The following is a 25,936-nucleotide window of genomic DNA, read 5'->3' on the forward strand; positions in this document are numbered from 1 at the left end:
CGCTCCGCGGCCGGCGTCAGTCCAGCAGGGCATCGGTCAGCTCGACCCGCCGCGCGACGATGTCGTCCGCGAGCTGGGTGACGCGTATCCCGTCTGCGTAGGCGAGGGACCGGAGCCGAACCACGGCCTCGTCGGCGGTGATCCGGAACCGTGCTGCCATCATGCCGGCAGCCACGTGCACGGAGGCGCGGGACAGCGGATCGTCCGCGCCGTCCCCCACTCCGGCGACGTCGCGGCGCACCGCGGACGCGAGTTCCCCGGCGCACCGCGCGGCACGCGCCGCGGTCACCGGCGACCACGGATGCGCGTCGCGGCGGTAGAGCTCGAGCACGCCCACCGTCGGCTCCGTGCCCACCGGAAGCGCGAACACGGCACCCACGTCGAGAGCTCGAACGGCGTCGTCGAACAGCGGCCACGGCGAGCCCTCGTCGGTACCGACCATGCTGATCATCGTCTGTTCACTCCGGAAGGCATCGAGGCACGGCCCGGTTCCCAGCGTGAACTGCAGTTCGTCGATGCGGGTCGCGACGTCGTCGCTGCTGTAGACGAGGTCGCGGATCGCCGCGGTCACGATGACTGCCACCGCGATCCCGTCCACACCCAGCGACGGCGCGTACCGCTCCACCACGGCGCGGGTGGCGTCGAAGGAATCCATGAATTCTGGTGCCCGAGTCGGACATGGATAAACGTACCGCCGAGATCACTCCACGACGACAGTTCGGCCGCCCTCGTTCATCGAAGCGACGAGAGCGTCGGCGACGAGACCTGCACGCAGCCCCGCGTCCGCGTCGGCGAGCTCCGAGACCCGGCCGGCCTCGAGGGAATCGACCCACTCCTGGAGTTGCAGGCGATACGCGTCCGCATAGCGGGGAACCCAGTCGGCCGGGTAGGCCACGGACCGCCGGCGGTCGCGGTCGGTGACCACGTGAGTGGGCAGCACGAGCGCAGACGCTCCGATATCGCCCACCACCTCGCACCTCGTGTCGTATCCGTAGCGGGCGTTGAGGAAGATCTCGACCGTCACCAGAACGTCGGACTCGGTCCGCAACAGCATGATCTGCGGATCCTGGCGCGTTCCGGAGTGCGCGGACGTACGACCCGCGTGCCAACTCACCTCCGTGATCGGCGACGACAGCAACCACGGCACGATGTCGAGTTCGTGAATCGCGGAGTTGGTGATGGTCGACGCGGACGTGCCGCCGGGGTAGGCCTCGACGGTGCGACTCACGCAGTGGGCGACGAGTGGTTCACCCAGTTCACCGGACGACACCACACGCTTCAGTTCCACGTAGGCCGGGTCGAACCGACGCATGAAGCCGACCGTGATCAAGGTGCGTTCGCCCTGCGCGGCGATGATCTCGCGGCACTCCGCCGCCGTGGGCGCGAGCGGCTTCTCGCACAGCACCGGCTTGCCCGCGGCCAGCGCCAGGTGCACCAGTTCGGCGTGGGTCGAATCGTGCGAGGCGATGACGACGGCGTCGACGTCGTCGCGCTCGATCAGCGCCGGGCCGTCCGCCGCGACGGTGGCGCTGCGCAGGGTGGAGGCGACTGCACTCGCCCGTGCTGCGTCGAAGTCGGCGACAGCGGTCACCGCCGCGCCCGACACCCGCCGATCGAGGGACAGGGCATGGTCCGCTCCCATGACGCCGACACCGATGATTCCAACCCGCACAGTCATGATCGAAAGTATTACATCTTAATGTCCTGACAAATGTGCTTTCGTCTGATTGGCTCTGCCGCATGACGCAGAGCGCCTCCCTCCCCCTGTCACGAGTTCCCGATCCCCGTGACGCGCCCGTGCTCCGGTGGGCAGTCCTCGGGCCGGGCTGGATCGCGCACCGGTTCGTCGAGTCACTGCACCGGCACACGACCCAGACCGTCGTCGCGGTGGGATCGCGCTCACCGGAGCGCGCACGCGCCTTCGCCGACGAGCACGGCGTCGACCGCGCGCACGGCACCTACGAGGCCGTCTTCGCCGACGACGACGTCGACATCGTGTACATCGCCACGCCGCACACCGAGCACCTCGCGAACGCCCTCGACGCCATCGCCGCGGGCAAGCACGTGCTCGTCGAGAAGCCGCTCGCCGTCGACGCGGTCGGCGCGGCCCGTATCGCGGAGGCCGCACGGTCGGCAGGAGTGTTCGCGGGAGAAGCGATGTGGACGAGATTCCTGCCGAAGTTCGACGTGATAGAGCAGGTGCTCCGCAGCGGCGTCCTCGGACCGATCCACACGGTGCTCGCGGATCACGGCGAGTTCTTCACCACCGATCACCGCATCTACGATCCGGCGCTGGCCGGTGGCCCGCTCCTGGATCTGGGAACGTACGTCGCGTCCTTCGCCTACTCGGTTCTCGGTGCACCGGAGACGGTGGATGCTCGGAGTCGACCTGCCAATGACGAGATCGACGGTCAGATCTCGGCCCTTCTCACCGGCGAGTCCGGACATGCGGTGCTCAACACCACGATCCTGACGAACACGCCGACGACGGCGGTCGTGTGCGGCCGGGACGGCACGCTCACCATCGCCGGGCCCTTCTTCATGCCGGGGCCGTTCACCGTCGCACTCCGCGACGGCATCACCCTTGCCTACGACGAGACCCCCGGCCTCCAGGTCGACGGACTGCATCTCGCCGCGGTGGAGGCTGCGAGGAGGATTTCCGTCGGCGAGGTCGAGTCCGCCGTCCATCCCCTCGCCGACGCGGTCGCGACCCTGGAGATCATCGACCGGATCCGCGACCGGATCAGCTGATCAGATCGGCGTAGACCACGATGTTGTCGTCGTAACTGGCTGCGTCGCTGTCGAATCGACCGCCACACGTGATCAGCCGGAGTCCCGGGTGGTCGATGTCGCCGTACACCGTGGTCGTCGGGAACTCGGCCTTCGGGTACTGATCGACCTCCGTGACCCGGAAGCGCGACGTGGTGCCGTCCTGCAGAGTGACGATCACGTCGTCGTCCGGGACGAGGTCACCGAGCCGGGAGAACACACCCGGCGCACCGTCCCAGTCCACGTGACCGGCGATCACGGACGGCCCCATCGCGCCGGGAATCGGTGAACCCGTGTACCACCCGGCCGGAAACGCGCCGGGTGGTACCTCCATCGTCCCGTCCTGCTGCAGACCCAGGCCCATGAGGTCGGAACTCACGGAGATCGCGGGAACGTCGATGCGGACCGGCGGCGACGAGAGGGCCACGGCATCAGGGACACCGGCGGTGCCCTCGTCGACCACGCCGACGTCCGCCGACTCGGTCGCGGCCGGCGCCGGCGGGGCGGTGCCGGCAGCAGTGGAGCATCCGGAGATCAGCGCCAGCGCGAGCAGCACCGCAGCGCACAGTGAGCGCGCCGCGGTGGTGACGGAACGTGATGCCATGTCAGCTCTTTCGACGACGCAGCACCAGGGCCGACCCGATGATCGCCGCGGCCGCGAGGCCGATCGACGCGGGCCGCCAGTGGTCGGCCGACCGGACGGTGCTGCCGTCACCCGTGTCGACGCCACCACCCGGGACCTGAGTGATCTGGCTGCCCGGCGAGTACCGGCCCGGCGCGTCCGGACCCGTGGGGACACCGGGGGTTCCGGGCGTGTTCGGGGTTCCGGGCGTGTTCGGGGTTCCCGGCGTGTTCGGGGTTCCCGGCGTACCGGGAGTGTTCGGGGTTCCCGGCGTACCGGGAGTGTCCGAGGTGGGCGGGACCGCCGGTGCGGTGGGCACCGACGAGGTGGGCGGTGTACCCGGCAACCCCGGAAGACCCGGGATGGTGATCACGGGCGGGACACCGGGGATCGACGGCAGTCCCGGGATCGACGGGATCGGAATCACGATGGGAGGCACCACGACTCCCCCGTCGCCGACCGGGGTGGTGGTCGTCCGCGGGGAGCAGTCGTTCGCCGTGATCACGTTGTCGTCCAGGGTCACCGCGCCGTTGCGCGCCAACACACGTCCGGAGACGGTCGCACCGTTCTGGACGCTGATCGAGGTGAGCGCCAGTACCGTTCCGACGAACGTCGTGGAGGTACCGATGGTCGCCGAGCTGCCCACCTGCCAGAAGACGTTGCAGGGATTCACGTTGATCAGTGCCACTCTGCTGCCGGACCCCGTGATCAATGTGGACGGTGCCTGAAAGACGAAGACGGCGTCGGGATCCGATCCACCGTCCAACGTGACGGTGCCGTTCAGGGCCAGTGCGCTGGAAGCCTTGTAGACCCCCGGGGCGAGGGTGCTGCCGGTGATGTCGGCAGCGACGTTCGCCGAGATCGGCTCCGCACTCGCCTGGTCGTATGCCGTGGTGAGGTCCGACTGCGCCTGCAGCGCAACCGCGTCGGCGGCATGGATCGTGCCGTTGTTCACGAGACCGGGAGGGAACCCCGTGACGGCCGCGGTCGGACTGGTTCCGAGGTCACCCGAGATGACCGACGGTCCGGTGTTGGTCACGCCCGCACCGGCCAGGACCGCGTAACTGGCAGCGGTGCCGAGTCCCACCGGAGTGGCGGCGTCGGCGGTGCTCGCGCCGACGATCATCAGAGCCGCCGTGGCGACGGCGACGGTACCCAGTGCGGGGAGGCGGCCTCGCTTCGCGGCGTCGAAGGGAGAGCGGTCGAGGTGTGTCCTGATCATGCGGTTCCTTGCGCGATGTGGTGAATGTGCCGCATCCGAGATGCAGCACATGTGGTGCGCAGACTCTGTCCCCAACGACGCAGAGCGGTGCGATGACGCCCCCGCGACGTCGGCGCGTCGATGACCGTCCGAGAAGACGACCGCGGCGCCGAGATGTGGCGGGGGCAGGTGTGAGATCGAGCCGACTCCGTCGAATGCGACGTAGATTTACGGCATAAATGAGAGTGAACAGGACGATAACGGTAATGTCAATGAATGCCGGAATTGCGACATTCTGTCGAGTCCGGACAATCACGTGATGGACGACTGACATCTCTGTGCGACAACGATTCTCGGACTCTGATGTCGACATCGATACGATATCGGGCATGCATTCACGATATAACGGGTGAATAACTTGGATGTACCGCCTCAGTTCTGTCCGACCGGCCGCATCGACCTCCGATCACCGCAGACGCGAGGTCAACGCGTGTGCGGCCCGCAGCAGCTGTTCGCCGAGAACAGGGCGCCGGACATCGTCGAAACGGCCGGCGACGCCCGTCAGACTCAGCGCCCACGCCGGGGCGTCGCGGCGATCGAACACCGCGGCCCCGAGACCCCAGCTACCTTCCACCAACAACCCGGGATTCACCGAGTATCCCTGCACCAGAACTTGTTCCACCCGTTCGGCGATCTCGCGCGGCGCGTGACGTTCTCCCCAGCCGCCGAGCTCTGCACGGTCGAGGTACTCCACCCGCTCACGTTCGGGCAGGTGCGCGAGGATGACCAACCCGGCGGACGCGACTCCGAGGGGCATGCGCAGGCCGACGTGCAGGACGTGCGAGCGCAGCGGGAAACTGCCCTCCTCGCTCGCGATGCAGACCGTCTCGTCGCCCCGACGTGCCGACAGGAAGGCGCTCTCCCCCGTCGTTCGGGCCAGATCGCGCAGGATGTCTCCCGCGCTCGACGTGATGTCGTACCGCTCCGCTGCCATCGATCCGAGAAGGAAGGTCTCGGGCCCCAGCGCCCACCGGCCCGACTCGTGCCGATCGACGAAGCCCTCCGCCGCCAACGCGGTGACCATCCGGTGCACGGTGGGCCGCGCCAACCCGGCGGTCCTGGCGATGTCGGTGGTCGACGCGCCGTCCGGCTCGTGATCACCGATGGCACGCATCACGGCCGCGACTCGCGCGATGACCGACCTCGCTGCCTCCGCCATCACCACAGTCTAGGGCTCGCGGGGTGTCCACTCAGTGAACACCGTGCCGCCGATCGTTCCACGAGTCGAGCAGTTCGCCGTCCGGACCCCGTATCGCCTGCGAAGACGCTGCGGTCCTGATCGAATGCAGAGAGTGCGCACGTCCACTCACCGGACCGTACATCTGATCAGTACTCGATCTCAGGAGGAACTCGTGGCCACCGAAGTCCTGTCCACCCCCGCCGACGCGATACGCGGCGTCACGGACGGCGCCACCCTGGCCGTCGGCGGCTTCGGACTCTGCGGCATCCCGGACGCACTGATCGACGCCCTCGCCGCCACCGACGTCACCGATCTGGAGGTCTTCTCCAACAACTGCGGAGTGGACGACCACGGCCTCGGCATCCTGCTCGCAGCGCACCGGATCCGTCGCGTCACCGCGTCCTACGTCGGCGAGAACAAGGAATTCGCCCGGCAGTACCTCTCCGGCGAGCTCGAGGTCGAGCTCACTCCCCAGGGCACTCTCGCCGAACGACTACGCGCCGGGGGCGCGGGCATCCCGGCGTTCTTCACCCCGGCCGGTGTCGGCAGCCCCATCGCCGACGGCGGGCTCCCGTGGCGCTACGCCGCCGACGGATCCGTCGCACTCGCATCCCCCCCGAAGGAGACCCGCGTCTTCGGCGACAAGCGGTACGTCCTCGAGGAGGGCATCCGCGCCGACTTCGCGCTCGTGCACGCGCACCTGGGTGACACCGACGGAAACCTCGTCTTCGACAAGGCAGCCATGAACTTCAACCCGCTCGCCGCCATGGCCGGCCGCATCACCGTCGCTCAGGTCGAGCATCTCGTGCAGCCGGGCGAGATCGACCCGGCGCACGTGCACCTGCCCGGCGTGTTCGTCCAGCGCATCGTGGAGACCGGCCCACAGACACCCCGCATCGAGAAGCGCACCACCCGACCCGCAGGAGACGCACGATGAGCACCGACACCGGATGGACCCGCGAGAACATGGCTCGGCGCGCGGCGGCCGAACTGCGCGACGGTGATTACGTGAACCTCGGCATCGGGCTGCCCACACTGATTCCCGGCTTCCTCGATCCCGCGATCCGCGTCACGCTGCACTCCGAGAACGGCATCCTCGGTACCGGCCCCTACCCCACCGAGGACGAGGTCGACGCGAATCTCATCAACGCCGGCAAGGAAACCGTCACCACCCTGCCCGGCGCGGCGTTCTTCGACTCCGCGCTGTCCTTCGGCATGATCCGCGGCAGCCACATCGACACCGCCGTCCTCGGCGGCATGCAGGTCTCGGCGACCGGCGACCTCGCCAACTGGATGGTCCCGGGAAAGATGGTCAAGGGCATGGGCGGCGCCATGGACCTCGTCCACGGCGCCGCGCGCGTCATCGTCATCATGGAGCACACCGATCGGGACGGCAACCCCAAGATCGTCGACGCGTGCACGCTCCCCCTCACCGGTCAGGCCGTCGTCGACCGTGTCATCACCGACTACGCCGTCATCGACGTCGTCGGCGACGGCACCCTGGTCCTGCGGGAGACCGCGCCCGGTGTCACGGCGGCGCAGGTACACGACGCCACCGGCGCCACCCTCACCGACGCCGACGACCTCGTCACGCACTGACCGGCGGCGGGCCGTTTTCACGGCGTGAGGATGGCCCGCCCTCGCACCGTGCCCGCGTCCAGATCGTCGATGGCGCTCTGGAAGTCGTCGAGTGCGTACTTCGCGGTGTGCAGAACGACGGACCCGCGTGCCGCGAGAGCCATGAGGTCGCACAGGTCGTTGTAGGACCCGACCAGGTTGCCGATGACGTTGATCTCCGACGACACGATGTCGATGGTCGGCACGTCGATGTTCTCGCCGTATCCGACGACGTGGTAATTGCCCGCCTGCCGCAACATCGCGATGCCCTCCGCCGTCGCGCCGCCTTCACCGACGAAATCGATGACCGCTTCGCCGCCCTGCCCGCCGGTGAGCTCGAGCACCTGCTCGATGTGGGTGCCGTCGGCGACGACGCCGTGATCCGCCCCGATGGACAGGGCCAGCTTCACCGCGTCGGCGTTACGGTCGACGACCACGATCTCGGCCGCGGTCAGCGCCTTCAGCACCTGAATCCCGATGTGCCCCAGCCCGCCTGCGCCGATCACCACGACGCGGTCGCGGGGAGTCAGATGCCGGGAAGCCTTCGACGCGGCGTGATAGGCCGTCAGTCCGGCATCGGCCAGGGCAGCCACGTCCGCCGGCTCCAGCGAGTCGTCCAGCTTCACCACACTGCGTGCCGACGTCTTCAGATACTCCGCGTAGCCACCGTTCGTGTCGATGCCGGGGAACTGGTTGATCTCGCAGTGCACGTCGTCGCCGGATCGGCAGGCGCGGCAGAGCCCGCACGTGATGAGCGGGTGGACGATGACCTTGTCACCCTCCTGCACGTTCGTCACGGCGGAACCGACGGCGTGGACCCAGCCGGCGTTCTCGTGACCGATCGTGTACGGCAGGGTCACGTTCGACTTCTCGGCCCACTGCCCCTCGAGGATGTGCAGATCGGTACGGCACACCCCCGCTCCACCGATCCGGACGACCACGTCGAACGGCCCCGTGGGAGTGGGAACGGGCACCTCGGTCATTCGGAGTTTCTCGTGGTACCCCACGACCTGGACTGCGCGCATGGTGCTCATGATGTGTCTCCTCGGCTTCTCGGGAAGGTCAGGCGTCGACCGTCGTGCGGTCCGGGTCGTCGTAGCGGGTACGGAGCAGTCCCCGGCAGAAGTGGGCGTTGCCGTCGATCGAGATGCGGGTCGATCGAGCCCGACGCAGTGCGAGCGGCACGTCGAGCTGCGTGTAGCCGGCTCCGGTGTGATCGACCATGACGATGCTGTCGGGCACGTCGTCCAGGCCGAGGGACCGTCGCCGCGACCGCAGTGCCCTGGTGGTGTCGTCGTCCGGGAGATCGCCCAGCACAACAGTTCCCATGTCCTCCATGCGCCGGGACGGATCCCGCTTCAGCAGCGCGGTCAGGCACCGCTCCATCGCCGCGACGTGAGCCTTGCGCTGGAACGTCGTCCGGAGCTCCTCCAGATCGTTCTCCGCCTCGTGCGCGAAGGTGCCCCGGTACCCCACGTCCGCGGCGAGTCCCGCGTTGATGATCGGTGAATCGTGGTGGTCGTCGAGTTCCACCGTCACGTTCCGCGTCCAGGGCAGGCCGGTGAGCACGTCCTTCGCGTCGGAGGCCATGAGGTAGGCGAAGTTCGGCGCGCAGAAGGACGTCGGCAAGCGCAGGTGCACCACGACGTCACGGTCCTCGGAGACGGTGAGCGACTGCACGAAGTCGAGGTCGGTGATCGGCTCGTCGAGCTCGGGATCGATCACCACGTCCAGAGCCCGCATCGCCGAGTCGGCACGGGTGGTCATCTCACGCTCCCACGAGAACGTCGTCGGCCGCCCGGTCGGCGCCGCGCGGGCCGGTGGCCGTCTCGTCGGCATCGGCGATCTGCAGCTCCGCCGGAACCGGGATGTCGTACATCTTCGCGGCGTTCAGGCCCAGCACCTTGCGCTTCTGGTCCATCGTGATCTCCGGGTACTCGCTCAGCTCCGCCGGGATCTGGAAGTCGACGAACGACTCGATCAGCCAGCGCGGTGTCCAGAGGGCGTAGTCGGACGAGAACTGGATCCGGTCCTCACCGAGCCAGTAGAGCAACTCGCCCATGATCTGGCCGAAGTACTTCGGCCGGGAGTGGATGAACGGCATCGCGACGGCGAGCCCGGCATGCACGTTCGGCTCCTGGGTGGCGATCCAGCAGAAGTCCTCGAGCCGCGGGAGACCGCAGTGCTCGACGACGAAGTTCAGATCGGTGAAGTCGGTGGCGACATGATCGACGTCCGCCACGTCGAAGGCATCGCGATCGAGCGGCCTGATGGTCGGTCCCTTGTGGACGTGGATGTTGGTGATCCCGAGCTCGCGGCAGACCTCGAGGTAACGCCGGGTCCAGTCGTCGTCGAGCTTGTAGCCGCGAGAGTCTCCGTGCCACTCCGCCGTGTAGAGCTTGACGCCCTTCAGTCCGAACCGTTCGGCATCGGCGCGGAGCTGATCGAGCCCACGCTCGCCGTTGCGCGGATCGAAGTGGTGGTTGTAGGTGAGCTTGTCGGGATTCTGCGCCGTGAGGGCCCATGCCTCCTCCGTCTGCCCGAACCCGTTCACGTAGAACTCCCCGAGGTGGGCCGGTTGAAAGATCGCATGATCGACGTACCCGTCCTCGAAGAGGTCCTTCATCAGGCGGTCGCCGCCCTGGTAGAGGTACTCGTCGTACGGCCACAGCTCGCTCTCGGGCGACAGGTTGCGGTGGTAGTCGTAGAAGCAGTCGATGAACTGCTTGCCGTGGATGTTGCGCTGGTTCTCGGGCCGCGCGTCCCACAGCGCGACGTGCGCGTCGACGATGAAGAAGCTGTTGTCGCCCTTGGTGTACATCGAGGTCCCTTCGTCGTGTGACTGGCGTCACCTTCACTGGCTCGACGCTAGGGCGCGACGGACGGGAAGCGGGCGTCCCCGGCGTCTCAATCTGAGACGGTCGACCACCCCTCGGGCGCTGTAACCTGGATCACAACCCGACCCGCTTCGACCCACCAGGACGCCCGCGTGCCAGCACAGCTCCCCGAACACCGGACCGGCTCCGGCCGCGAGGTGGACGCGGTCGCCGGTGCGGTACCCCCTCGGCTCCGCGCCTCCTGGCTTCGGAGTCGGCGCTACGGCATCCCGGTCGATCATGTCGAGCCGGTCTTCGCCGGGACGGAACGGCAGGAGTCGCTCTTTCGGCAGTGCGGTGACGAAGTGCTCGCCGACCTGCAGCGGACGCTCACCGCCGAGCCGGTGGGCCTCATGCTCACCGACGCCGACGGCCTCGTTCTGTCCCGCCTGAGCGGGGACCACACGTTGCTCCGCGCGCTCGACGACGTCCACCTCGCGCCCGGTTTCGGCTACTCGGAACGGGAAGTGGGGACCAACGGTCTGGGTCTCGCGCTGGCAGACCTGGCACCCACCCTGGTCCGAGCGGAACAGCACTACTCCCACAGCCTCACCGGCTTCACCTGCGCAGCCGCCCCGGTGCTGGATCCCGCGACGGGTCGTCTGCAGGGTGCCGTCAATCTCACCACCTGGTCCCGGACGTCGAGCGACCTCCTACTCACACTCGCACGGTCGGCCGCGAGCACCATCTCGCTGTCGATGTCGTCCCGATCGACCGGTCGACGAGAGCGACCGACGGTGCGTCGCAGCCTCTTCCGTATCGAGCACGGGTCCACCGGCACAGGCGTTCGACTCGGCACGGAGTGGTCACGACTGGAGGCGGACGCCCACTCCGCGATGGCCGCGGGATCGACCGTCGCGGTGATCGGCCGCCCCGGCTCCGGCCGCTCGTCGCTGGTGACGCACGCTGCGCGGCGCGCCTTCCCGCGCCACCGCATTCTCTCGGCAGCGGCCCCCGCACCCGACGACGTCGACACGTGGCTCGACCTGTGGACGTACGAGGCGGATCGCACCGACACGGTCGTCGTCCTGCGCGACGTCGACACGCTCCCCGACTTCGCCGCGCAGTCACTCGTCGACCTGCTGCGGTCCGCCGAGACCCGGATGCCCTTCGCGGTCACCGCCGAACGACTGCACGACATCCCGGCCGCACTCGCCTCCGCGGTCGCATCGGTCGTGTCGCTGCCCCCACTGTCGGACCGACCGGACGACGTCGTGCCGTTGGCTCACGAGTTCGCGCGCGCGGTGCGCGGACGCGACGTGCACATCACCCCCGCGGCGGAACGCGCTCTGCAGCACCACGACTGGCCGCAGGGCGCGGCGGAGCTCCGCGAACTCGTCACGCGAGTCGCGTCGCGTGCGGACGTCGTCGACGTCGCGATGCTCCCCGCCGAACTGCTGGCGGGCCGGACGCGCCGGTTGTCGAGCATCGAGGCGTTCGAGCACGGGGAGATAGTGCGGGTCCTCGCGTCGGGCAAGGTCACGATGAGCCAGGCGGCCCGTCAGCTGGGGATGAGCCGCGCCACGCTCTACCGCAAGACGGCCTACTACAAGATCGATCCGCGGAACCCCGGCTGACGCACGTCGGCCGCGTAGTCTCGTCCCGGACGACTCGATCTCACGGGAGGGGCGCGGACATGGACGACGAACTCACGCGACGTCTGTTCGCACTGCGCGACCTCCCCCACTTCCGTCGGGCCCGCGAACGGGACTCGACGGCGACGACCACGGTCTCCGATTTTCTGACCGGCTCGGTGGACGACGATGCCGCTCTGCTCGTCGTGCTCGAGCAGGGCGCGGCGGCGGCGGTCCGATCACTCGACGGCGTGGCGCACGCCGGCATCACCGCCACCGTGGACGGCCACCCCTTCACCGTGTCCCCCACCGACGCCGTCGTGTTCGCGCTCGACGCCCAGCAGTACGACCTCGACGACGGACCCTGCCTGCGCGCGCTGCGGACACACTCGTCGCTGCACTTCTCCCACGACGAGGTGGCCCGACTCTGGCCGCCCCTGGCCGCCCTCGCGGCGAGGGCCGGCGTGGACCGGGTGCACGCGTGCGCGCTGACCGTCGACGGGGCGGCCGCCGGATCGGTCAACCTGTACGCCGCGGGGCCTCCCCTGTCCTCCGCGCAGGTCGAGGCCGAGGACGATCTGGTGTGCGTCCTCGTGGACCACCTCGACACCGCCCTGTGGTCCTACGGCCGCGGGCGCGACCTCGACGCCGGAGTCCGACGGATCGGTGCGGCCATGGCGGACCGCCGGGTCGTCGGCATCGCGGTCGGCATCCTCATGGTGCGGGACGATCTCGACATGGGCGAGGCCCGAGCACTACTCGAGAAAGCCGCTGCCGCAGCAGAACTACCACTCGTCGACGTGGCCCGCCGGATCACCGAGGACAGCTGACCGACGATCACCGCGCCGTGAACGCCGCCTCGAAAGCGTCGAGTGCCTCGTCGGCATCGGCGCGTGCCCACCCCTCGAGACCGACGACACCGTCGTACCCCATCTCGCGCAGTGCGGCGGCGACGACCGGGTAGGCGATCTCCCCGGTGCCCGGTTCGCAGCGCCCCGGAACGTCGGCCACCTGGATCTCGCCGATCCAGGGAAGCGAGCGCCGCACCGTCTCGATGAGGTTCCCCTCGCCGATCTGAGCGTGGTACAGGTCCAGATTCAGGCGCAGCGCCGCACTGTCCACCGCGGACACGAGTGCGAGCGTGTCCGCCGCGGTGGCGAACGGTGTACCGGGGTGATCGACCGCGGTGTTGAGGTTCTCGAGGGTGAACACGCGACCGGCACGCTCGCCCAGCTCCGCGACCCGGCGCAGTGTGTCGGCCGCCCGGAGCCACATGTCGGGGGTCACCGTGTGCTCGGGGTGGACCGGCAACCCCTCGGAATCGAGACCTGTGCCGTGCAGATTCAGGCGCGGGCAGTCGAGCCGATCGGCCACGCGCAGCGACTCCGCGGCGGTGCGGAGCAACTCGTCGATGCCGTCCGGGTCGATGAGGCTTCCGCTCAGGTACCCGGTCATCGAGGAGAACCGGGCACCCGTGGCCCGCAGATCGTCGATGTTCTTCGTCGACCAGTTCCAGATCTCGACCTGCAGGCCGCGGTCCGCGATCCGTCGGACCCGATCGACGAACGGCAGATCGAGGTGGAGCATCTCGGCGCTGGCCGCCAGCGTGTACGTCATCGGACACCGTCCGAGTCGAGATCCGCGACGGTGACCGCGGCGCCGGACCGCACGCTCTCGATCGCGGCGAGCGCGATCGACAGGGCTACCCGTGCGTCGGCTCCACCGACGACCGCGGGCGTCGAGTCGCGGACCGAGGACACGAACGCGGTGAATTCTCCGATGTAGGCCTCGCGCAGCAGATCGGTGTCGCGACGGGCGGTGTCCACGGTGATCCCGCGAGCGTCGTACAGGGTCATGTCGCTCGACGCCGCGGTGCCGGCAGTGATCATGCCGCCGGATCCGAACACCTCTCCGCGGACGTCGTAGCCGTACAGCGCGGAGAAGTTGGCCTCGGCCGTCGCGAGGGCGCCGTTGTCGAACGCGATGGTGACGACGGCGGTGTCGAGGAAGCCGTCGTCCCTGGCCTCGGGCCGGATCAACGCGTCGGCCATGGCGTGCACGCGCACCGGAGCGGCTCCCGGGTTGAGGAAACACAGCGTGTCGAAGTCGTGGATCAGCGTCTCCAGGAAGATGGTCCACGCTGGAACGCGGCTCGGATCTCCACCCCACGGGCCGGGATCACGGGTGAGCGACCGCAGCAGCTGGGGCGTACCGATCCTGCCCTCGTCGACGGCCCGACGTGCCGCCGCGAATCCCGGTGCGAAGCGTCGGTTGAAGCCCACCTGGAGTGTCACTCCCGCGGCCCGTGCGGCGGCGATGGCACGGTCCGCGTCCTCGAGGGTCACGGCCATCGGCTTCTCGACGAACACGTGCTTCCCGGCCTCCGCGGCCGCGACGACGAGTTCGGTGTGACTCCGCGCGGGGGCGGAGATCACGACCGCGTCGACGTCGTCACGCCGCAGGGTCTCGTGGATGTCGGTGGACGCCGTCGGTGCACCGAGTTCCCCGGCGAGCCTGTCGGCGGCGCCGGGCACCGGATCCGCCACTGCTCGCAGTGCGGCACCCGGTACCCGGCGCGCGACGATCTCGGCGTGGTTGGCGCCGATCCTGCCCGCACCGAGCACCGCGATGCCCACCACCTCCGAACGATCGACTGCCATGACGCCTCCTACTAGTACGTTCTAGTTTGCCTGTTCGCAGAGGCTAGAACGTACTAGACGCCGGCGTCAACACCCCCGTACGATCGGTGCGTGACCACCAGGAGACGAACCGAGCGTCCCGTCACGATGACCGACGTGGCACGGGCGGCGGGAGTCTCGACCGCCCTGGTGTCCATCGTCTTCCGCGACTCCCCCGGTGCCAGCGACGCGACCCGCGCACGGGTACGCGAGATCGCCGACGAACTGGGATACGTCCGCGATCGACGGGCGAGCAGTCTGCGGCAGTCGCACTCCCGGCTTCTCGGGGTCGTCTTCGAGCTGCAACAACCGTTCCACGGGGATCTGGTCGAACACGTCTATTCCGCCGCGGCTCGACGGGGCTACGAGGTGGCTCTCAGCGCCGTCGCACCCAGCAGAGGTGAGACAGCGGCCATCGACTCCCTTCGTCACGATCGCTGCGAGGCAACGATCCTCCTCGGCAGCCGACTGCCGGAGGACGAGCTGGCCGCGCTCGCCCGCACCGTTCCCACCGTCGTCGTCGCTCGCCGTGTCGACACCCCGGACACGGTGACGGTGCGCAGCGACGACGTCGCCGGCATCACGCTGGCGGTACGGCATCTCGAGGAGCTCGGCCATCGGCGCATCGCCTTCGTCGACGGCGACGGCGCACCGGGCAGCGAGGACCGATCCGCCGGTTTCCTGGACGCACTGTCCCACATCGACGACGCCCGAGCCGAGGTGGTGCGGGGCGGCCTCACGGAGGACGACGGAGCGCGAGCAGTCGAGGGACTCCTCGACACAGAGCACCCTCCCACCGCCGTGATCGCCTTCAACGACCGGTGCGCCACAGGCGTTCTCGCCGCACTGGTCGCTCGCGGACTCGCCGTGCCGCGGGACATGTCGGTGATCGGGTACGACGACTCGCGCGTCGCCGGACTGGACCACGTCGCACTCACCACGGTGTCCCAGGACGCCGAGAGCCTGGCCGACGCGGCGGTGGACGCCGCACTCACCCTCACCGTCGACGACAGTGCGCCGAGCATCGTGCTGACGCCCAGCCTGGTGTCACGGTCGACCACCGGCGCACCAAGGGCTACGTCGTGACGTCCGGGGCGGCACCGGTCACGACGGTCCGCAGATCACGGCACGCGACGCGATAGATCTCCGCCAGGTCGGCGTCCTGATCCCCGTCGTCCACGCGCGCCGCCCACGAGTCGAACGCAACCCGGACGGTCATGATCGCCGTCTCGGCGGTCAGGCGGGAGGGCGATCGCGGAACTCGCGCCGCCAGCGCGTCGGCCAGGCGAGCGATGACCACTTCGTCGAGGGCGATCGCCGCGGACCGTAGTTGCGCATCCGACACGATCAGCCGACGGATGCGCATCACGCGGTCGGACGACGCCGTGTTCGCCGCACTCATGCGCCGGAGGAACCGCTCCACGATGTCCTCGATGCCGGCCAGACCGACACCCGCGAGGTCGGCCTCGGTCACCCACGCCAGGATCTCGCGCTCGAGCCCGGCATCGAAGCCGACGACGGACTGCTCCTTCGTGGGGAAGTGACGGAAGTACGTGCTCTGCGAGATGCCCGCGTCGCGAGCGATGTCGCCGACGGTGGTGGACGCGAATCCCTGACGCTCGAAGAGTTCCAGCGCCGCCAGTGAGATCTCGGAACACATGTCGCGACGCCGACGTTCCCGCAGATCGGGCACCGGTGTCGCCGCCACCTCGGTCGAGCCGTCTCCACTCACGACATCACTCCTCTCCGAATGGCCGTCACCCTACATCAACAACCAGTTTGACAGTGACTGTCATGCAGGAAGACACTGTTACCACACCGAACGACAGAGAGGCCCCACGACGATGCAGGTTCAGCAGACAGAGGTGGACGCGCCGCGCGTCACGGACGGGCCTCTGCCACGGAGCAGTCGGCTGTTGATCGCGGTGCTCGTGGTGTCGGCATTCGTCATGATCCTCAACGAGACGATCATGAGCGTCGCGCTGCCCACCCTGATGGTCGATCTCGCCATCGACGCCGGCACCGCGCAGTGGCTCACCACCGGCTTCCTCCTGACCATGGCCATCGTCATCCCGACCACGGGCTTCCTCTTCCAGCGCTTCACTCTCCGCCAGGTCTTCTTCGCGGCGATGTCGCTGTTCTCCGTGGGCACCGTTCTCGCCGCGTCGGCGCCCGGCTTCCCGCTGCTGCTCACCGGTCGAGTCGTCCAGGCAGGCGGCACGGCGATCATGCTTCCCCTGCTGATGACGACCGTGCTGCGACTGGTTCCCGCCGATCGGCGCGGCCGCATGATGGGCGTCATCTCCATCGTCATCGCCGTGGCTCCGGCCGTGGGGCCGACCATCTCGGGTGTCATCCTCAGTGCGCTCGACTGGCGGTGGATGTTCTGGCTCGTGCTCCCGATCGCGTTGTTGGCCTTCGCGATCGGATCCCGCCTGGTGGAGAACGCCACCGCGGCGAGCACGGTGGCCCCGTTCGACGCCGTCTCGGTGGTGCTGTCCGCGCTGGCGTTCGGCGGCATCGTGTATGGACTCGGCAGCCTGGGTCACGCCGCCGAGGGCACCGCGGTCCCCGTGTGGATCCCGTTGGGTGTCGGCGTCGTCGCACTGGTCGTGTTCGTCCTCCGGCAGATCGCTCGTCAGGACTCGGGCCGGGCCCTGCTCGACCTGCGTCCGCTGCGCACCCCCACGTTCAGCATCGGCCTGGGCATGCTCTCCATCAGCATGATGGCGCTGTTCGGTGCCCTCATCCTGCTGCCGATGTATCTGCAGAACGTCCGCGGGCTGGACACGTTGACCACGGGCCTGATGCTCCTTCCCGGCGGTCTGATCATGGGCGGCCTCGCTCCCGTCGTCGGACGGGTCTTCGACCGGGTCGGCCCCCGCCCACTGGTGGTCCCGGGCGCCGTCGTCGTCAGCGCCGCACTGTGGTCGATGACGATCCTCACGGCCGACACCGCCCTCCCCGTGGTCGTCGCGATCCACTCGCTGCTCAGCGTCGGACTCGCTCTGATCATGACTCCGCTGATGACCTCCTCACTGGGTTCGGTTCCGCCGCAGTTGTACTCGCACGGCAGCGCGATCTTCAACACCGTGCAGCAGTTGGCGGGAGCGGCCGGCACCGCGCTGTTCGTGACCGTGATGTCCACCGCTGCGGCCTCCCGACTGGCCGGTGGCGTGGGCGACGTGGCGGCGCAGCAGTCGGGGATCCACACCGCGTTCCTGTGCGGCGGTGCCGTGTCCCTGCTGGCAGTGGCCGCCTCGTTCTTCATCCGTACGCCTGCGGCCGACCGGGGGTGACCTGGTCGTTGCCGGAAGGTTGTCGCCCCGTCGTGGTGCAATGGTGCCGTGAACTCCTCTGACTCCTTGCCGCTCGCGGTCGTGATCGGTAACGCCGTCCGCTCGTTGAGCGCGGCGGGCACCGACGACGACCATGCTGCGGAGTTGATGCACCGGCTGGTCGACGCCGCCTGCGCGTGCATCCCCGACACGGACATGTGCGGAGTCACCGTCGAGCTGAACGGCGCACCCTTCGCGGCCGCGACGTCGTCGGCCACCGTCTCCGCCATCGACCTCGAGCAGTACGACTCGGACAGCGGTCCGTGCCTGCACGCCGCTCGCGAGGGCGAGACGGTGCTGGTCGACTGCGAGGCGGGAGACGCCCGGTGGCCGGAATTCGGCACCACTGCGCGCGCCGCGGGGATCGCCGCGATGATGTGCACCCCGGTGCGGGTGGGTGACCGCACCATCGGTTCGCTCACCCTCTTCGCCCACACCCCGCACTCGTTCGACGACCTGGACCGTCAGGTTCTCAGCACGCTGGTCGGCGCCGTCTCGGACGCGCTGGAGCGCGATGACCAGCACCGCGACCTCTCGACCACCGTCGACGGCCTCCGCGATGCCATGGCCCACCGCGCACCCATCGAGCAGGCCAAGGGCATCCTCATGGCCCTGCGCGGCATCGACGACGCCGCGGCGTTCGAGGTGCTCTCGACCGAGTCGCAGCGCACCAACCGCCGACTGCGGGACATCGCCCGCGAATTCGTGTCGTCGGTGACGGACGTCGCGCCGGCCGAGATGACCGGCGCGCGCCCCACCTGACGCACAGTTCGACCGGTCACCACCCGGGCGGAACCTCCAGGTCGACCGGAACTCGGGTGTTCCGGTCCCCGCTCGCGGACGCCAGTTGCGTCCGGGTGAGAAACAGCGCGTCACGCAGGTCCGCACCCCGGACGTCCGCGCCGCGCAGATCGACCCCGAGAAGGTCGCATCCGGTGAGGTCGGAACGGCGCAGATCCGCCCCCACCAATGACGCCCCGCGCAGGTCGGCACCGACGAGCCACACGTCACGCAGGTCCGCGCCCGCCAGGTCCGCTTGCGGGACGAGCCGTGCGTCCGTCGCCGCCCCGTCCGCGAAGTAGGCCGCGCGCACCTCGGCGCTCACGGTGTCGAGCACCTGCCTTACGCGCCCTCGAACGAACGTCACGTCCACCGCGAGAACCGAGGTGGCGCCAGCGTCGACGGCGGCAGAGATCTCCGCGCACAGCAGATCGACCTCGTCGGTCAGGTCGCTGTCGTGGGAACGCGTGCGCACCCGCGTCAGATGCCACAGCATCTCGTGCAGGTCCATCACGACCTCGAAGGCCGAGAAGACGGTGCGCACGGTCGCGTCACCGTCGCGCCACGACGCGGCAGGGAACATCGTCGTGCTGACGCGTTGGCCGGCTCCGAAACAATCGAAGGACACGCAACCGCGGTACCCGCGTCGAGGCAGAGCGGAGTGGATCGAACACCGGAAAGTCGTGTCCAGATGGGCACACGGGACGCCCGGTGGTTTGTCGGTCGCGAACTCCACCGATCGCGAGAATCCGAGGGCGGTGCAGCACAGGCCGGTGCACCGCGCGCAGTCGGCGCGCAGTGTGGACGGATGCGGGACAGGGGCCGAGAACGGCTCGTTCATGAGGTACTCCGGAGAGAAGTGACAGGGGCCGGAGGCGGCGGAGCCCTCGGAAGGGTCCGCCGACACCGGCGCACGCAGTCACCACCGAACGCACGGAGTGCGCTCGGTCGGAGCCACAGGGCCTGGTCAGGACATCATGAAGAGATCACTGCGCGCAGAGTAGCGCACCGACCCCGGTCAGCCGAGCACGAACCTCTGCACGACGAGTCCTGCCAGCACGAGATACCAGAGGACGAGGGGGACGGCGTGGTACCGCGTCAGCAGGTCTCTCGTCCGGCCCGGTCCCGCCAGAGCCGACACGTTCACCACCGTCACGTACCAGAAGACGGGCACCGTGACGGCCCACACCACCATGCAGTACGGGCAGAGCGCACCGATCTCGTACAGGCTCTGCACGATGAGCCAGTGCACGAAGGCGACGGCCGCGGTGACCCCCACCTGCAGCCCTGCCCAGAACCACCGATCGAGACGCGTGCGCATCAGCAGGGCGACGCCCACCATGGCGACGATGGCGAAGCCGCCCACCCCCATGAAGGAGTTGGGGAATCCGAGGACGGCCGCCTGGCGTGATGCCATGACCGAGCCGCAGTTGACCACGGCGTTGAGGTTGCACGTCGGCGCGTACGACGGGTCCGCCGTCAGTCGTATCTTCTCGTACGTCAGCACACAGGCGGCCGCGAATCCGACGACCCCGCCGATCAGCAGGACCCACGGCAGCACGCGCGCCGGGGTTCCGCGAGACGGACGGTCCACGTCGACGTCGTCGTCGGACAGCGAGGACATCGTCATCGGTGGGATCCCGTCGGAGAGTCGGAGAGTGGTCGAGTCCCCGAGTGTAAACAGCCTCCCTGAGAGATCGGCTCCGGCGAGTCAGTTGACCTCGCGGTCCATCCCGTCCCAGTAGGGCGTGCGTAACTTGAACTTCTGCAGCTTGCCGGTGGCCGTGCGCGCCAACTCGTCCCGGAACTCCACGGTGGTCGGCGCCTTGTACCCGGCCAGTCGCTGCTTGCACCACGCGATGAGGTCGACCTCCGTCTCCGGGCCGGCGTCCACGTCCGGCGCGAGCACCACCAGGGCCTTGATCGTCTCGCCCCACTTCTCGCTCGGCACCCCGATGACGGCGACCTCGCTCACCGAGGGATGGGAGAAGAGGCAGTCCTCGACCTCGATGGACGAGACGTTCTCGCCGCCGGTGATGATCACGTCCTTCTTGCGGTCGGCGATGGTGAGATAGCCGTCGTCGCCGATGAGGCCGCCGTCACCGGTGTGGAACCAGCCGCCGTCCAGCGTTCTGGCGCTCTCCTCGGGCCGCCCCCAGTAGCCCTCCATGACGACGTTGGATCGCGCCAACACCTCGCCGGTCGGGTCGACGTCGAGTCGGACACCCAGTGCGGGGGCGCCGGCCCGAGTGAGCTTCGCGGCACGCTCCTCGGGTTCCAGATCGTCCCACTCCTGGCGAGTGCGGTTGACGGTCAGCAGAGGGGACGTCTCGGTGAGCCCGTAGATCTGGATGAACTCCCACCCCAGTTCACGCTCCACGCGCGCAACGGTCTTCGTCGGTGGCGGCGCACCGGCCATGATGATGCGCACCCGATCCCGGCCGGGGATCTCGCCCTCCCACGACTGCGCGGCATCGAGCACGGCTGCCGCGACGGCGGGGGCCGCACACATCACCGTCACGCCGTGATCGCGCACGCGGCGCAGGATCTCGGCGCCGTCGACCTTGCGCAGGACGATGTGCTGCGCACCGACTCCCGTCATCGCGAACGGCTGTCCCCAGCCGTTCGCGTGGAACATGGGCAGGGTGTGGAGGTAGACGTCGCGATCGCTGACGCCGACGTGCATGCCGAAGGTGACCGCGTTGACCCAGATGTTGCGGTGCGTGATCTGGACACCCTTGGGGCGAGCCGTGGTCCCCGACGTGTAATTGATGGCAGCGGTTGCGTTCTCGTCCGGATCCCACGGTGCCGGAGTGGATCCCGGCGGAGCGTACAGATTCTGGTCGTCACCGAGAACGACGACGTGTTCGCACTCGACGTCGCCGAGCGAGTCCTTCAGCTCCGGATCGATGTAGAGCACGCGCGCACCGGAGTCCTCGATGATGTACCGCACCTCGTCCGGCCGGAGTCTAAAATTGACGGGAACGATGACGCGGCCCCAGCCACTGATTCCGTAGAACGACGTGAGCAGACGGCCCGCGTTGTGGCTGACGATCGCCACTCGATCGCCACGCTCGATACCCAGATCGTCGAGTTTCGCGGCCTGCCGCCGGGCGAGGTCCGCCATCTCGGCATAGGTCGGCGATCCGAGGCTCGGAGCGGGCTGATCGGGCTCGTCGACGAACCCGACCCGGTCTCCGTACACGGCGGCGGCGCGGTCGAGGAAGTCGGTGACACTGAACGGGACGAACATTCGACCGACACTAACAAGGCTCCGCGCCGTGCGGCGCAGTTCACCGAGAGGCGGTGCCCAGCAGGTCGGCCATCATGCCGACGAGCCACTCCTCGACGACGTCGAGCGGCCGCGTGCTCCGTTGCGCCTTGCACATGAGGAGGGCGCCCTCGATGGCCGACAGGGCAAGGGTCGCACCGCGTTCCGCGTCGTCACGAGCGACACCGCGCTCGCACAGAGAGTCCGCGATGATCTTCTCCCACGACGTGAAGGCGGCACCTGCCGCGTCACGGGCACCCGGGGTGTTGGGCCCCTCGACGGCCGCCGCACCGACGGGACACCCCGCGACGTGATCCGTCGCGACGAGTTGGTCACGGAACGACCCGACGATGGAGGCCATGGTGTGCTCGGGTCCCCGCGACGCGAGACCCGCCGAGATCATCGATCCCATGAAGTCACCCGCGCCCCGTGTCGCTTCCTCGACGAGCTGCGGGCGCCCTCCGGGAAAGTGGTGGTAGATCGACCCGCGCGGCGCATGGGCATGCTCGATGACGTCGGCCACCGAGGTGGCCTCGACACCCTTCTCCCGGAACAGCAGCGCCGCGCTGCGCAACATGTCGGTACGGGCGGTGCTCTGCCTGGGCATGGGATTCCTCTCGTTCTATGCAGTGCACTATACCGACCGTGCTCGTGCTCAGCCGACGGTGAGAAACTCCCGGAACGAGAGCGGTCGGCGTCCGGTGATCTCCTCCACGTCACCCGAGACGTCGGCGAGAGCTCCCGAGGCGATGGCCGTGTACGTCGACACCCACGCGTCGTTCTGCCAGGCGGGTGCCGCCCATCGTGCCCTCGACTCGTAGGCCTCCGCCACCGTCTCGTCGTGAAACCGCACGTCGACTCCCCGGACGTCGGACAGTGTGGCGGCCACCTCCGTCATCGACAGCGCCTCGGGCCCGGTCAGATCGTAGGTCCGGCCGATGTGACGGGCAGGGTCGCTCAGCACCGCCGCAGCGGTGCGCGCTACGTCGACGCGGGCGACGAGCGCGGCACGCCCCTCCCCCGCCGGTCCGCGCAGAACACCGTCCTCCCCCACGAAGTGCTCCATGACGTCGAGGTAGAAGTTGTCCCGGAGGAACGTGAACCCGATACCCGTGGACCGGATGTGACTCTCCGTGGCGTGGTGATCTCGGGCCAGGGTGAAGACGGCGTCCGGCGCGGCGCCGACGAACGACGTGTAGACGATGTGGCGCACGCCGGCGGCGACCGCCGAGTCGACGAACGTCCTCTGCTGGTCGACACGATCGGCGCTCTCGGAGGCCGAGACCATGAACAGGACCTCGATCCCGGCGAGTGCCTGCACCGCGGCGGTCGCGTCCGAGTAGGAACACTGCGCGACGTCGGCACCCGGGTGTGACGGCGCGCGACCGGCGTTCCGCACCAGCAGACGCTGCGACGCGCCCGCGGCGGCGAGCGACGCGGCGACGGCGCCGCCGAGTGCGCCGGTCGATCCGGTGACCGCGACGGGAGTTCGGATGACGTTCATGGGCTTCCTCTCGTGACACGATGGCCGCCGGACGATCACCGACCAGGAGACTTTTTCATGGCGCCGTGGCAGATGCGCGCGGTGGCGCTGTAACTGCGGGCGACGGCGAAGCGGACGATGGCGTCCGAGGCTCGGGCCGACCGCCGGATGCGGCGGCCGAAGGACTCTCCGACTCCGCCGGCGCGCATGGCGGGACGGCACGACATCGAGCGGTTCGAGGTCGCGGGACGGCCCGTCGACGTGGTGCGTCCGCGCGACCGACCTTGCGTCAGCATCGTCGACGCCCTGATACGCGATCTCACGACCGCGCCCTGACGTCGCTGCGTCAGGTGTCGCTCACCGCATCACGACGCGCGCGGAGACGCCGGAGACGAACGACGACGACCACGGCGAGCAACAACCACCCGGCGCCGATCACACTGCAGCCGACCACGACCATGGTGCGCAACGGATGATCCTGGTCGAGGCGTGCACCGACGAGCGCCCAGAACAGGCCCAGCACCGCGAACAAGGCCATCGCCTGCGCGACGGATCGCTTGAACGTCACTCGTCTCGTCACCAGCGGGGTGTACCCCGCACCGGGCGCGGACTACCCCCGAGGGGGGTGCGAGTCTTGTCACGCGGGAACGACGACGGTGCCGCAGCGCGGAACAAAACATGACCATGCTCGGTTCTGAGTACAGTCATATAAACCTCACAGAATCGAGCTCGTCATGACCGCTCTCGCCGGATCCGTCGTCCTCGTCACCGGAGCCAACGGTGGCATCGGTACGCAGTTCGTCCACGATGCCCTCGCCCGCGGCGCCGCCAAGGTGTACGCCAGCGCCCGGACGCCGCGCGACTGGGACGACGACCGCATCGTTCCCGTCACCCTGGACGTGACCGACCCCGCGTCCGTCGAGGCCGCCGCCGCACAGGCCGCGGACGTCACGGTGCTGATCAACAACGCGGGCGCACTTCCGCCCGGCGCCAGCCTGCTCGACGTCGAGGTCGCCGACATCCGCGCCACCATGGAGGTGAACTTCTTCGGTCCCCTGCTCGTGGCGCGAGCTTTCGCGCCGGCACTGATCGCTCACGGCGCGGGCGTGCTGATCGACGTGCACTCGGTCGCCAGCTGGTACCACTTCGGTGGCGCGTACAGCGCGTCCAAGGCGGCCCTCTGGGCGGCCACCAATTCCCTGCGTCTCGAACTGGCGCCCCGGGGCGTGCTCGTCACCGGTGTGCACATGGGGTACGTCGACACCGCGATGGCGGCGGGCGCCGACGGGCCGAAGTTGACGACCGAGCAGCTCGTCGCGGCCGTTCTGGACGGAGTCGAGGCGGGTGAGACGGAGGTGCTCGCCGACGAGCTGACCGTCGGCACCAAGGCCGCACTGGCCGGACCACTCGACGCCCTCTACCCCGGATCCCGCCCCACCACAGTCTGATTCGACCGGCCGAAGAGAAATCAGGAGACTCACGATGCGCGCACTCGTCCTCACCCGCTACAAGCACCCTCTCGTCGAACGGGATGTTCCGGAGCCGACCGTCGGTGATCACGACGTCCTGATCCGAGTGGAGGCGGCCGGTCTCAACGTGCTCGACGAGAAGATCCGTCTCGGCGAGTTCACACAGATACTTCCGTACACCCTTCCCCGCACACTCGGTCACGACGTCGCCGGCACCGTTCTCGCAGTCGGCTCGGCGGTGCGGTCCTTCGCACCGGGGGACGAGGTCTGGTCGCGGCCACCGACCGATCACATCGGCACCTTCGCCGAGCGCATCGCCGTTCCCGAGTCCGACGTGGCACCGAAACCGGCCGGCATCAGCATGGCCGAGGCCGGGTCGCTGCCCCTCGTCGCGCTCACCGCGTGGCAGGCGTTGGTCGAGCGAGGCGGTCTGCAGGCAGGTCAGACGGTGCTGATCCATGCGGGGGCCGGTGGTGTGGGCACCATCGCCGTCCAGCTCGCGAAACATCTGGGAGCGACCGTGGTGACCACGGCCAGTGCGCGCAACGCCGACTTCCTGCGGGAACTGGGCGCCGACGTCGTGATCGATTACCACACCGACGATCTCGACACCCTGTCCGGCGTCGACCTCGTGCTCGACAGCGTCGGCGGTGAGACACTCGAGACGTCGCTCCGCGTGTTGAAGCGAGGCGGCAAGGCCATCGGGATCACCGGCCCGCCGGACCCCGCCTTCGCCTCCGACGCAGGCCTGAACATCGTCGTCCGCACGGCCATCGCGGTGATCAGCCGGAAGATTCGTCGACAGGCGGCGAAAGCCGATGTGTCGTACGAATTCCTGTTCATGCACGCGGACGGCCGTCAGCTACGGGAGATCGCCGCCCTGATCGAGAACGGGGCGATCCGTCCCGTCGTCGGCCGCACCATCACCTTCGACGAGATCCCCGAGGCGCTGTCGACGATGTCCGCCGGCGGCAACCGCGGAAAGATCGTGGTCACCCTTCCCGTCACCTGACCGACG

General features: G+C 68.7%; 28 protein-coding genes. 10 read left to right on the forward strand and 18 right to left on the reverse strand.

The window, feature by feature from the left end:
- Nucleotides 1–16: 16 nt before the first annotated feature.
- Both HQ312_RS07695 and HQ312_RS07700 read right to left on the reverse strand, forming a co-directional pair.
- Nucleotides 17–655, reverse strand: a complete 639-nt coding sequence (locus HQ312_RS07695; RefSeq protein WP_222638262.1) for an ANTAR domain-containing protein — start codon at nucleotides 653–655, stop codon at nucleotides 17–19.
- A gap of 45 nt (nucleotides 656–700) precedes the next feature.
- Nucleotides 701–1,678 carry a Gfo/Idh/MocA family oxidoreductase gene (locus HQ312_RS07700; RefSeq protein WP_222638263.1) on the reverse strand — a complete coding sequence of 326 codons (978 nt, stop codon included), beginning with the start codon at nucleotides 1,676–1,678 and terminating at the stop codon, nucleotides 701–703.
- 62 nt (nucleotides 1,679–1,740) lie between these two features.
- Between HQ312_RS07700 and HQ312_RS07705 the strand changes: the two genes are divergently transcribed.
- Entirely contained in the window at nucleotides 1,741–2,751 is a 1,011-nt protein-coding gene (locus HQ312_RS07705) for a Gfo/Idh/MocA family protein (RefSeq protein ID WP_222638264.1), read from the forward strand.
- Here the strand turns inward: HQ312_RS07705 and HQ312_RS07710 are convergent.
- From HQ312_RS07710 to HQ312_RS07720, 3 genes are all read right to left on the reverse strand, one after another.
- A complete protein-coding gene (locus HQ312_RS07710; RefSeq protein ID WP_222638265.1) occupies nucleotides 2,744–3,373 on the reverse strand; it encodes a class F sortase in 630 nt (209 codons plus the stop codon). The genes HQ312_RS07705 and HQ312_RS07710 overlap by 8 nt on opposite strands.
- 1 nt (nucleotide 3,374) lies before the next feature.
- Nucleotides 3,375–4,613, reverse strand: a complete 1,239-nt coding sequence (locus HQ312_RS07715; RefSeq protein WP_261782121.1) for an ice-binding family protein — start codon at nucleotides 4,611–4,613, stop codon at nucleotides 3,375–3,377.
- A gap of 445 nt (nucleotides 4,614–5,058) precedes the next feature.
- Entirely contained in the window at nucleotides 5,059–5,811 is a 753-nt protein-coding gene (locus tag HQ312_RS07720) for an IclR family transcriptional regulator (RefSeq protein ID WP_222638266.1), read from the reverse strand.
- A 193-nt stretch (nucleotides 5,812–6,004) separates the two neighbouring features.
- On the opposite strand from HQ312_RS07720, the gene HQ312_RS07725 reads away from it, so the two are divergent.
- Together HQ312_RS07725 and HQ312_RS07730 are read left to right on the forward strand one after the other, a co-directional pair.
- The gene (locus HQ312_RS07725; protein ID WP_056447180.1) at nucleotides 6,005–6,769 is read left to right on the forward strand and encodes a CoA transferase subunit A; all 765 of its coding nucleotides are present in this window, start codon (nucleotides 6,005–6,007) and stop codon (nucleotides 6,767–6,769) included.
- Nucleotides 6,766–7,431: a 3-oxoacid CoA-transferase subunit B gene (locus HQ312_RS07730; RefSeq protein ID WP_222638267.1), complete on the forward strand. Its 666-nt coding sequence runs from the start codon at nucleotides 6,766–6,768 to the stop codon at nucleotides 7,429–7,431. The genes HQ312_RS07725 and HQ312_RS07730 overlap by 4 nt, the downstream gene beginning before the upstream one ends.
- 17 nt (nucleotides 7,432–7,448) lie before the next feature.
- Here HQ312_RS07730 and HQ312_RS07735 read toward each other — a convergent pair whose 3' ends face one another.
- Genes HQ312_RS07735 through HQ312_RS07745 form a run of 3 tightly spaced genes read right to left on the reverse strand, consistent with a single transcriptional unit; the run spans nucleotide 7,449 to nucleotide 10,270 of the window.
- Nucleotides 7,449–8,474 carry an NAD(P)-dependent alcohol dehydrogenase gene (locus tag HQ312_RS07735; RefSeq protein WP_056447576.1) on the reverse strand — a complete coding sequence of 342 codons (1,026 nt, stop codon included), beginning with the start codon at nucleotides 8,472–8,474 and terminating at the stop codon, nucleotides 7,449–7,451.
- 37 nt (nucleotides 8,475–8,511) lie between these two features.
- A complete protein-coding gene (locus HQ312_RS07740; RefSeq protein ID WP_222638268.1) occupies nucleotides 8,512–9,216 on the reverse strand; it encodes an iron-sulfur cluster assembly protein in 705 nt (234 codons plus the stop codon).
- Between the two features lies 1 nt (nucleotide 9,217).
- Nucleotides 9,218–10,270 (reverse strand): amidohydrolase family protein, encoded by a 1,053-nt coding sequence (locus HQ312_RS07745; protein WP_056447174.1) that lies wholly within the window; start codon nucleotides 10,268–10,270, stop codon nucleotides 9,218–9,220.
- Between the two features lie 168 nt (nucleotides 10,271–10,438).
- On the opposite strand from HQ312_RS07745, the gene HQ312_RS22180 reads away from it, so the two are divergent.
- Nucleotides 10,439–11,902: a helix-turn-helix domain-containing protein gene (locus tag HQ312_RS22180; RefSeq protein WP_308123845.1), complete on the forward strand. Its 1,464-nt coding sequence runs from the start codon at nucleotides 10,439–10,441 to the stop codon at nucleotides 11,900–11,902.
- 59 nt (nucleotides 11,903–11,961) lie between these two features.
- The gene (locus HQ312_RS07755) at nucleotides 11,962–12,729 is read left to right on the forward strand and encodes an ANTAR domain-containing protein (RefSeq protein WP_222638269.1); all 768 of its coding nucleotides are present in this window, start codon (nucleotides 11,962–11,964) and stop codon (nucleotides 12,727–12,729) included.
- A 7-nt stretch (nucleotides 12,730–12,736) separates the two neighbouring features.
- Here the strand turns inward: HQ312_RS07755 and HQ312_RS07760 are convergent, their stop codons facing one another.
- Entirely contained in the window at nucleotides 12,737–13,516 is a 780-nt protein-coding gene (locus HQ312_RS07760; RefSeq protein WP_222638270.1) for a TIM barrel protein, read from the reverse strand.
- Complete coding sequence (locus tag HQ312_RS07765) at nucleotides 13,513–14,559, reverse strand: Gfo/Idh/MocA family oxidoreductase (RefSeq protein ID WP_222638271.1); 1,047 nt, start codon at nucleotides 14,557–14,559, stop codon at nucleotides 13,513–13,515. The genes HQ312_RS07760 and HQ312_RS07765 overlap by 4 nt, the downstream gene beginning before the upstream one ends.
- A 126-nt stretch (nucleotides 14,560–14,685) precedes the next feature.
- On the opposite strand from HQ312_RS07765, the gene HQ312_RS07770 reads away from it, so the two are divergent.
- Entirely contained in the window at nucleotides 14,686–15,663 is a 978-nt protein-coding gene (locus HQ312_RS07770) for a LacI family DNA-binding transcriptional regulator (protein WP_056447165.1), read from the forward strand.
- Here HQ312_RS07770 and HQ312_RS07775 read toward each other — a convergent pair.
- Nucleotides 15,653–16,309: a helix-turn-helix domain-containing protein gene (locus HQ312_RS07775; protein ID WP_308123846.1), complete on the reverse strand. Its 657-nt coding sequence runs from the start codon at nucleotides 16,307–16,309 to the stop codon at nucleotides 15,653–15,655. The two genes, HQ312_RS07770 and HQ312_RS07775, sit on opposite strands and share 11 nt — an antisense overlap.
- Before the next feature lie 112 nt (nucleotides 16,310–16,421).
- On the opposite strand from HQ312_RS07775, the gene HQ312_RS07780 reads away from it, so the two are divergent.
- A complete protein-coding gene (locus HQ312_RS07780; protein WP_222638272.1) occupies nucleotides 16,422–17,876 on the forward strand; it encodes an MDR family MFS transporter in 1,455 nt (484 codons plus the stop codon).
- Between the two features lie 48 nt (nucleotides 17,877–17,924).
- Entirely contained in the window at nucleotides 17,925–18,677 is a 753-nt protein-coding gene (locus HQ312_RS07785; protein WP_222638273.1) for a GAF and ANTAR domain-containing protein, read from the forward strand.
- A gap of 16 nt (nucleotides 18,678–18,693) precedes the next feature.
- Here HQ312_RS07785 and HQ312_RS07790 read toward each other — a convergent pair whose 3' ends face one another.
- The 7 genes from HQ312_RS07790 to HQ312_RS07820 all read right to left on the reverse strand — a co-directional run bounded on the left by HQ312_RS07790 (nucleotide 18,694) and on the right by HQ312_RS07820 (nucleotide 24,029).
- Entirely contained in the window at nucleotides 18,694–19,323 is a 630-nt protein-coding gene (locus HQ312_RS07790; RefSeq protein WP_308123847.1) for a pentapeptide repeat-containing protein, read from the reverse strand.
- Between the two features lie 390 nt (nucleotides 19,324–19,713).
- The gene (locus HQ312_RS07795) at nucleotides 19,714–20,325 is read right to left on the reverse strand and encodes a vitamin K epoxide reductase family protein (protein ID WP_082544607.1); all 612 of its coding nucleotides are present in this window, start codon (nucleotides 20,323–20,325) and stop codon (nucleotides 19,714–19,716) included.
- Nucleotides 20,326–20,406: 81 nt separating this feature from the next.
- Nucleotides 20,407–21,948, reverse strand: coding sequence for an AMP-binding protein (locus HQ312_RS07800; protein ID WP_027504041.1), 1,542 nt, complete (start codon nucleotides 21,946–21,948; stop codon nucleotides 20,407–20,409).
- A gap of 40 nt (nucleotides 21,949–21,988) precedes the next feature.
- Nucleotides 21,989–22,573, reverse strand: a complete 585-nt coding sequence (locus tag HQ312_RS07805) for a TetR/AcrR family transcriptional regulator (protein ID WP_027504042.1) — start codon at nucleotides 22,571–22,573, stop codon at nucleotides 21,989–21,991.
- A 48-nt stretch (nucleotides 22,574–22,621) separates the two neighbouring features.
- Entirely contained in the window at nucleotides 22,622–23,470 is an 849-nt protein-coding gene (locus tag HQ312_RS07810; protein WP_222638274.1) for an SDR family oxidoreductase, read from the reverse strand.
- Nucleotides 23,471–23,505: 35 nt separating this feature from the next.
- Nucleotides 23,506–23,772 (reverse strand): hypothetical protein, encoded by a 267-nt coding sequence (locus tag HQ312_RS07815; RefSeq protein WP_222638275.1) that lies wholly within the window; start codon nucleotides 23,770–23,772, stop codon nucleotides 23,506–23,508.
- 23 nt (nucleotides 23,773–23,795) lie between these two features.
- The gene (locus HQ312_RS07820) at nucleotides 23,796–24,029 is read right to left on the reverse strand and encodes a hypothetical protein (protein ID WP_155956902.1); all 234 of its coding nucleotides are present in this window, start codon (nucleotides 24,027–24,029) and stop codon (nucleotides 23,796–23,798) included.
- A 154-nt stretch (nucleotides 24,030–24,183) separates the two neighbouring features.
- Between HQ312_RS07820 and HQ312_RS07825 the strand changes: the two genes are divergently transcribed.
- Nucleotides 24,184–24,897 (forward strand): SDR family oxidoreductase, encoded by a 714-nt coding sequence (locus tag HQ312_RS07825; protein ID WP_222638276.1) that lies wholly within the window; start codon nucleotides 24,184–24,186, stop codon nucleotides 24,895–24,897.
- A 34-nt stretch (nucleotides 24,898–24,931) separates the two neighbouring features.
- Nucleotides 24,932–25,930, forward strand: a complete 999-nt coding sequence (locus HQ312_RS07830) for an NADP-dependent oxidoreductase (protein ID WP_222638277.1) — start codon at nucleotides 24,932–24,934, stop codon at nucleotides 25,928–25,930.
- Nucleotides 25,931–25,936: the final 6 nt, after the last annotated feature.

It is taken from the genome of Rhodococcus sp. BP-316, from assembly GCF_019836105.1.
GTDB lineage: Bacteria > Actinomycetota > Actinomycetes > Mycobacteriales > Mycobacteriaceae > Rhodococcoides.

Coding starts and splice junctions, on each gene's coding strand:
- HQ312_RS07695 (WP_222638262.1), bottom strand. CDS start 655: ATGGATTCCTTCGACGCCACCCGCGCCGTGGTGGAGCGGTACGCGCCG.
- HQ312_RS07700 (WP_222638263.1), bottom strand. CDS start 1,678: ATGACTGTGCGGGTTGGAATCATCGGTGTCGGCGTCATGGGAGCGGAC.
- HQ312_RS07705 (WP_222638264.1), top strand. CDS start 1,741: ATGACGCAGAGCGCCTCCCTCCCCCTGTCACGAGTTCCCGATCCCCGT.
- HQ312_RS07710 (WP_222638265.1), bottom strand. CDS start 3,373: ATGGCATCACGTTCCGTCACCACCGCGGCGCGCTCACTGTGCGCTGCG.
- HQ312_RS07715 (WP_261782121.1), bottom strand. CDS start 4,613: ATGATCAGGACACACCTCGACCGCTCTCCCTTCGACGCCGCGAAGCGA.
- HQ312_RS07720 (WP_222638266.1), bottom strand. CDS start 5,811: ATGGCGGAGGCAGCGAGGTCGGTCATCGCGCGAGTCGCGGCCGTGATG.
- HQ312_RS07730 (WP_222638267.1), top strand. CDS start 6,766: ATGAGCACCGACACCGGATGGACCCGCGAGAACATGGCTCGGCGCGCG.
- HQ312_RS07735 (WP_056447576.1), bottom strand. CDS start 8,474: ATGCGCGCAGTCCAGGTCGTGGGGTACCACGAGAAACTCCGAATGACC.
- HQ312_RS07740 (WP_222638268.1), bottom strand. CDS start 9,216: ATGACCACCCGTGCCGACTCGGCGATGCGGGCTCTGGACGTGGTGATC.
- HQ312_RS07745 (WP_056447174.1), bottom strand. CDS start 10,270: ATGTACACCAAGGGCGACAACAGCTTCTTCATCGTCGACGCGCACGTC.
- HQ312_RS07755 (WP_222638269.1), top strand. CDS start 11,962: ATGGACGACGAACTCACGCGACGTCTGTTCGCACTGCGCGACCTCCCC.
- HQ312_RS07760 (WP_222638270.1), bottom strand. CDS start 13,516: ATGACGTACACGCTGGCGGCCAGCGCCGAGATGCTCCACCTCGATCTG.
- HQ312_RS07765 (WP_222638271.1), bottom strand. CDS start 14,559: ATGGCAGTCGATCGTTCGGAGGTGGTGGGCATCGCGGTGCTCGGTGCG.
- HQ312_RS07770 (WP_056447165.1), top strand. CDS start 14,686: ATGACCGACGTGGCACGGGCGGCGGGAGTCTCGACCGCCCTGGTGTCC.
- HQ312_RS07780 (WP_222638272.1), top strand. CDS start 16,422: ATGCAGGTTCAGCAGACAGAGGTGGACGCGCCGCGCGTCACGGACGGG.
- HQ312_RS07795 (WP_082544607.1), bottom strand. CDS start 20,325: ATGACGATGTCCTCGCTGTCCGACGACGACGTCGACGTGGACCGTCCG.
- HQ312_RS07800 (WP_027504041.1), bottom strand. CDS start 21,948: ATGTTCGTCCCGTTCAGTGTCACCGACTTCCTCGACCGCGCCGCCGCC.
- HQ312_RS07805 (WP_027504042.1), bottom strand. CDS start 22,573: ATGCCCAGGCAGAGCACCGCCCGTACCGACATGTTGCGCAGCGCGGCG.
- HQ312_RS07810 (WP_222638274.1), bottom strand. CDS start 23,470: ATGAACGTCATCCGAACTCCCGTCGCGGTCACCGGATCGACCGGCGCA.
- HQ312_RS07825 (WP_222638276.1), top strand. CDS start 24,184: ATGACCGCTCTCGCCGGATCCGTCGTCCTCGTCACCGGAGCCAACGGT.
- HQ312_RS07830 (WP_222638277.1), top strand. CDS start 24,932: ATGCGCGCACTCGTCCTCACCCGCTACAAGCACCCTCTCGTCGAACGG.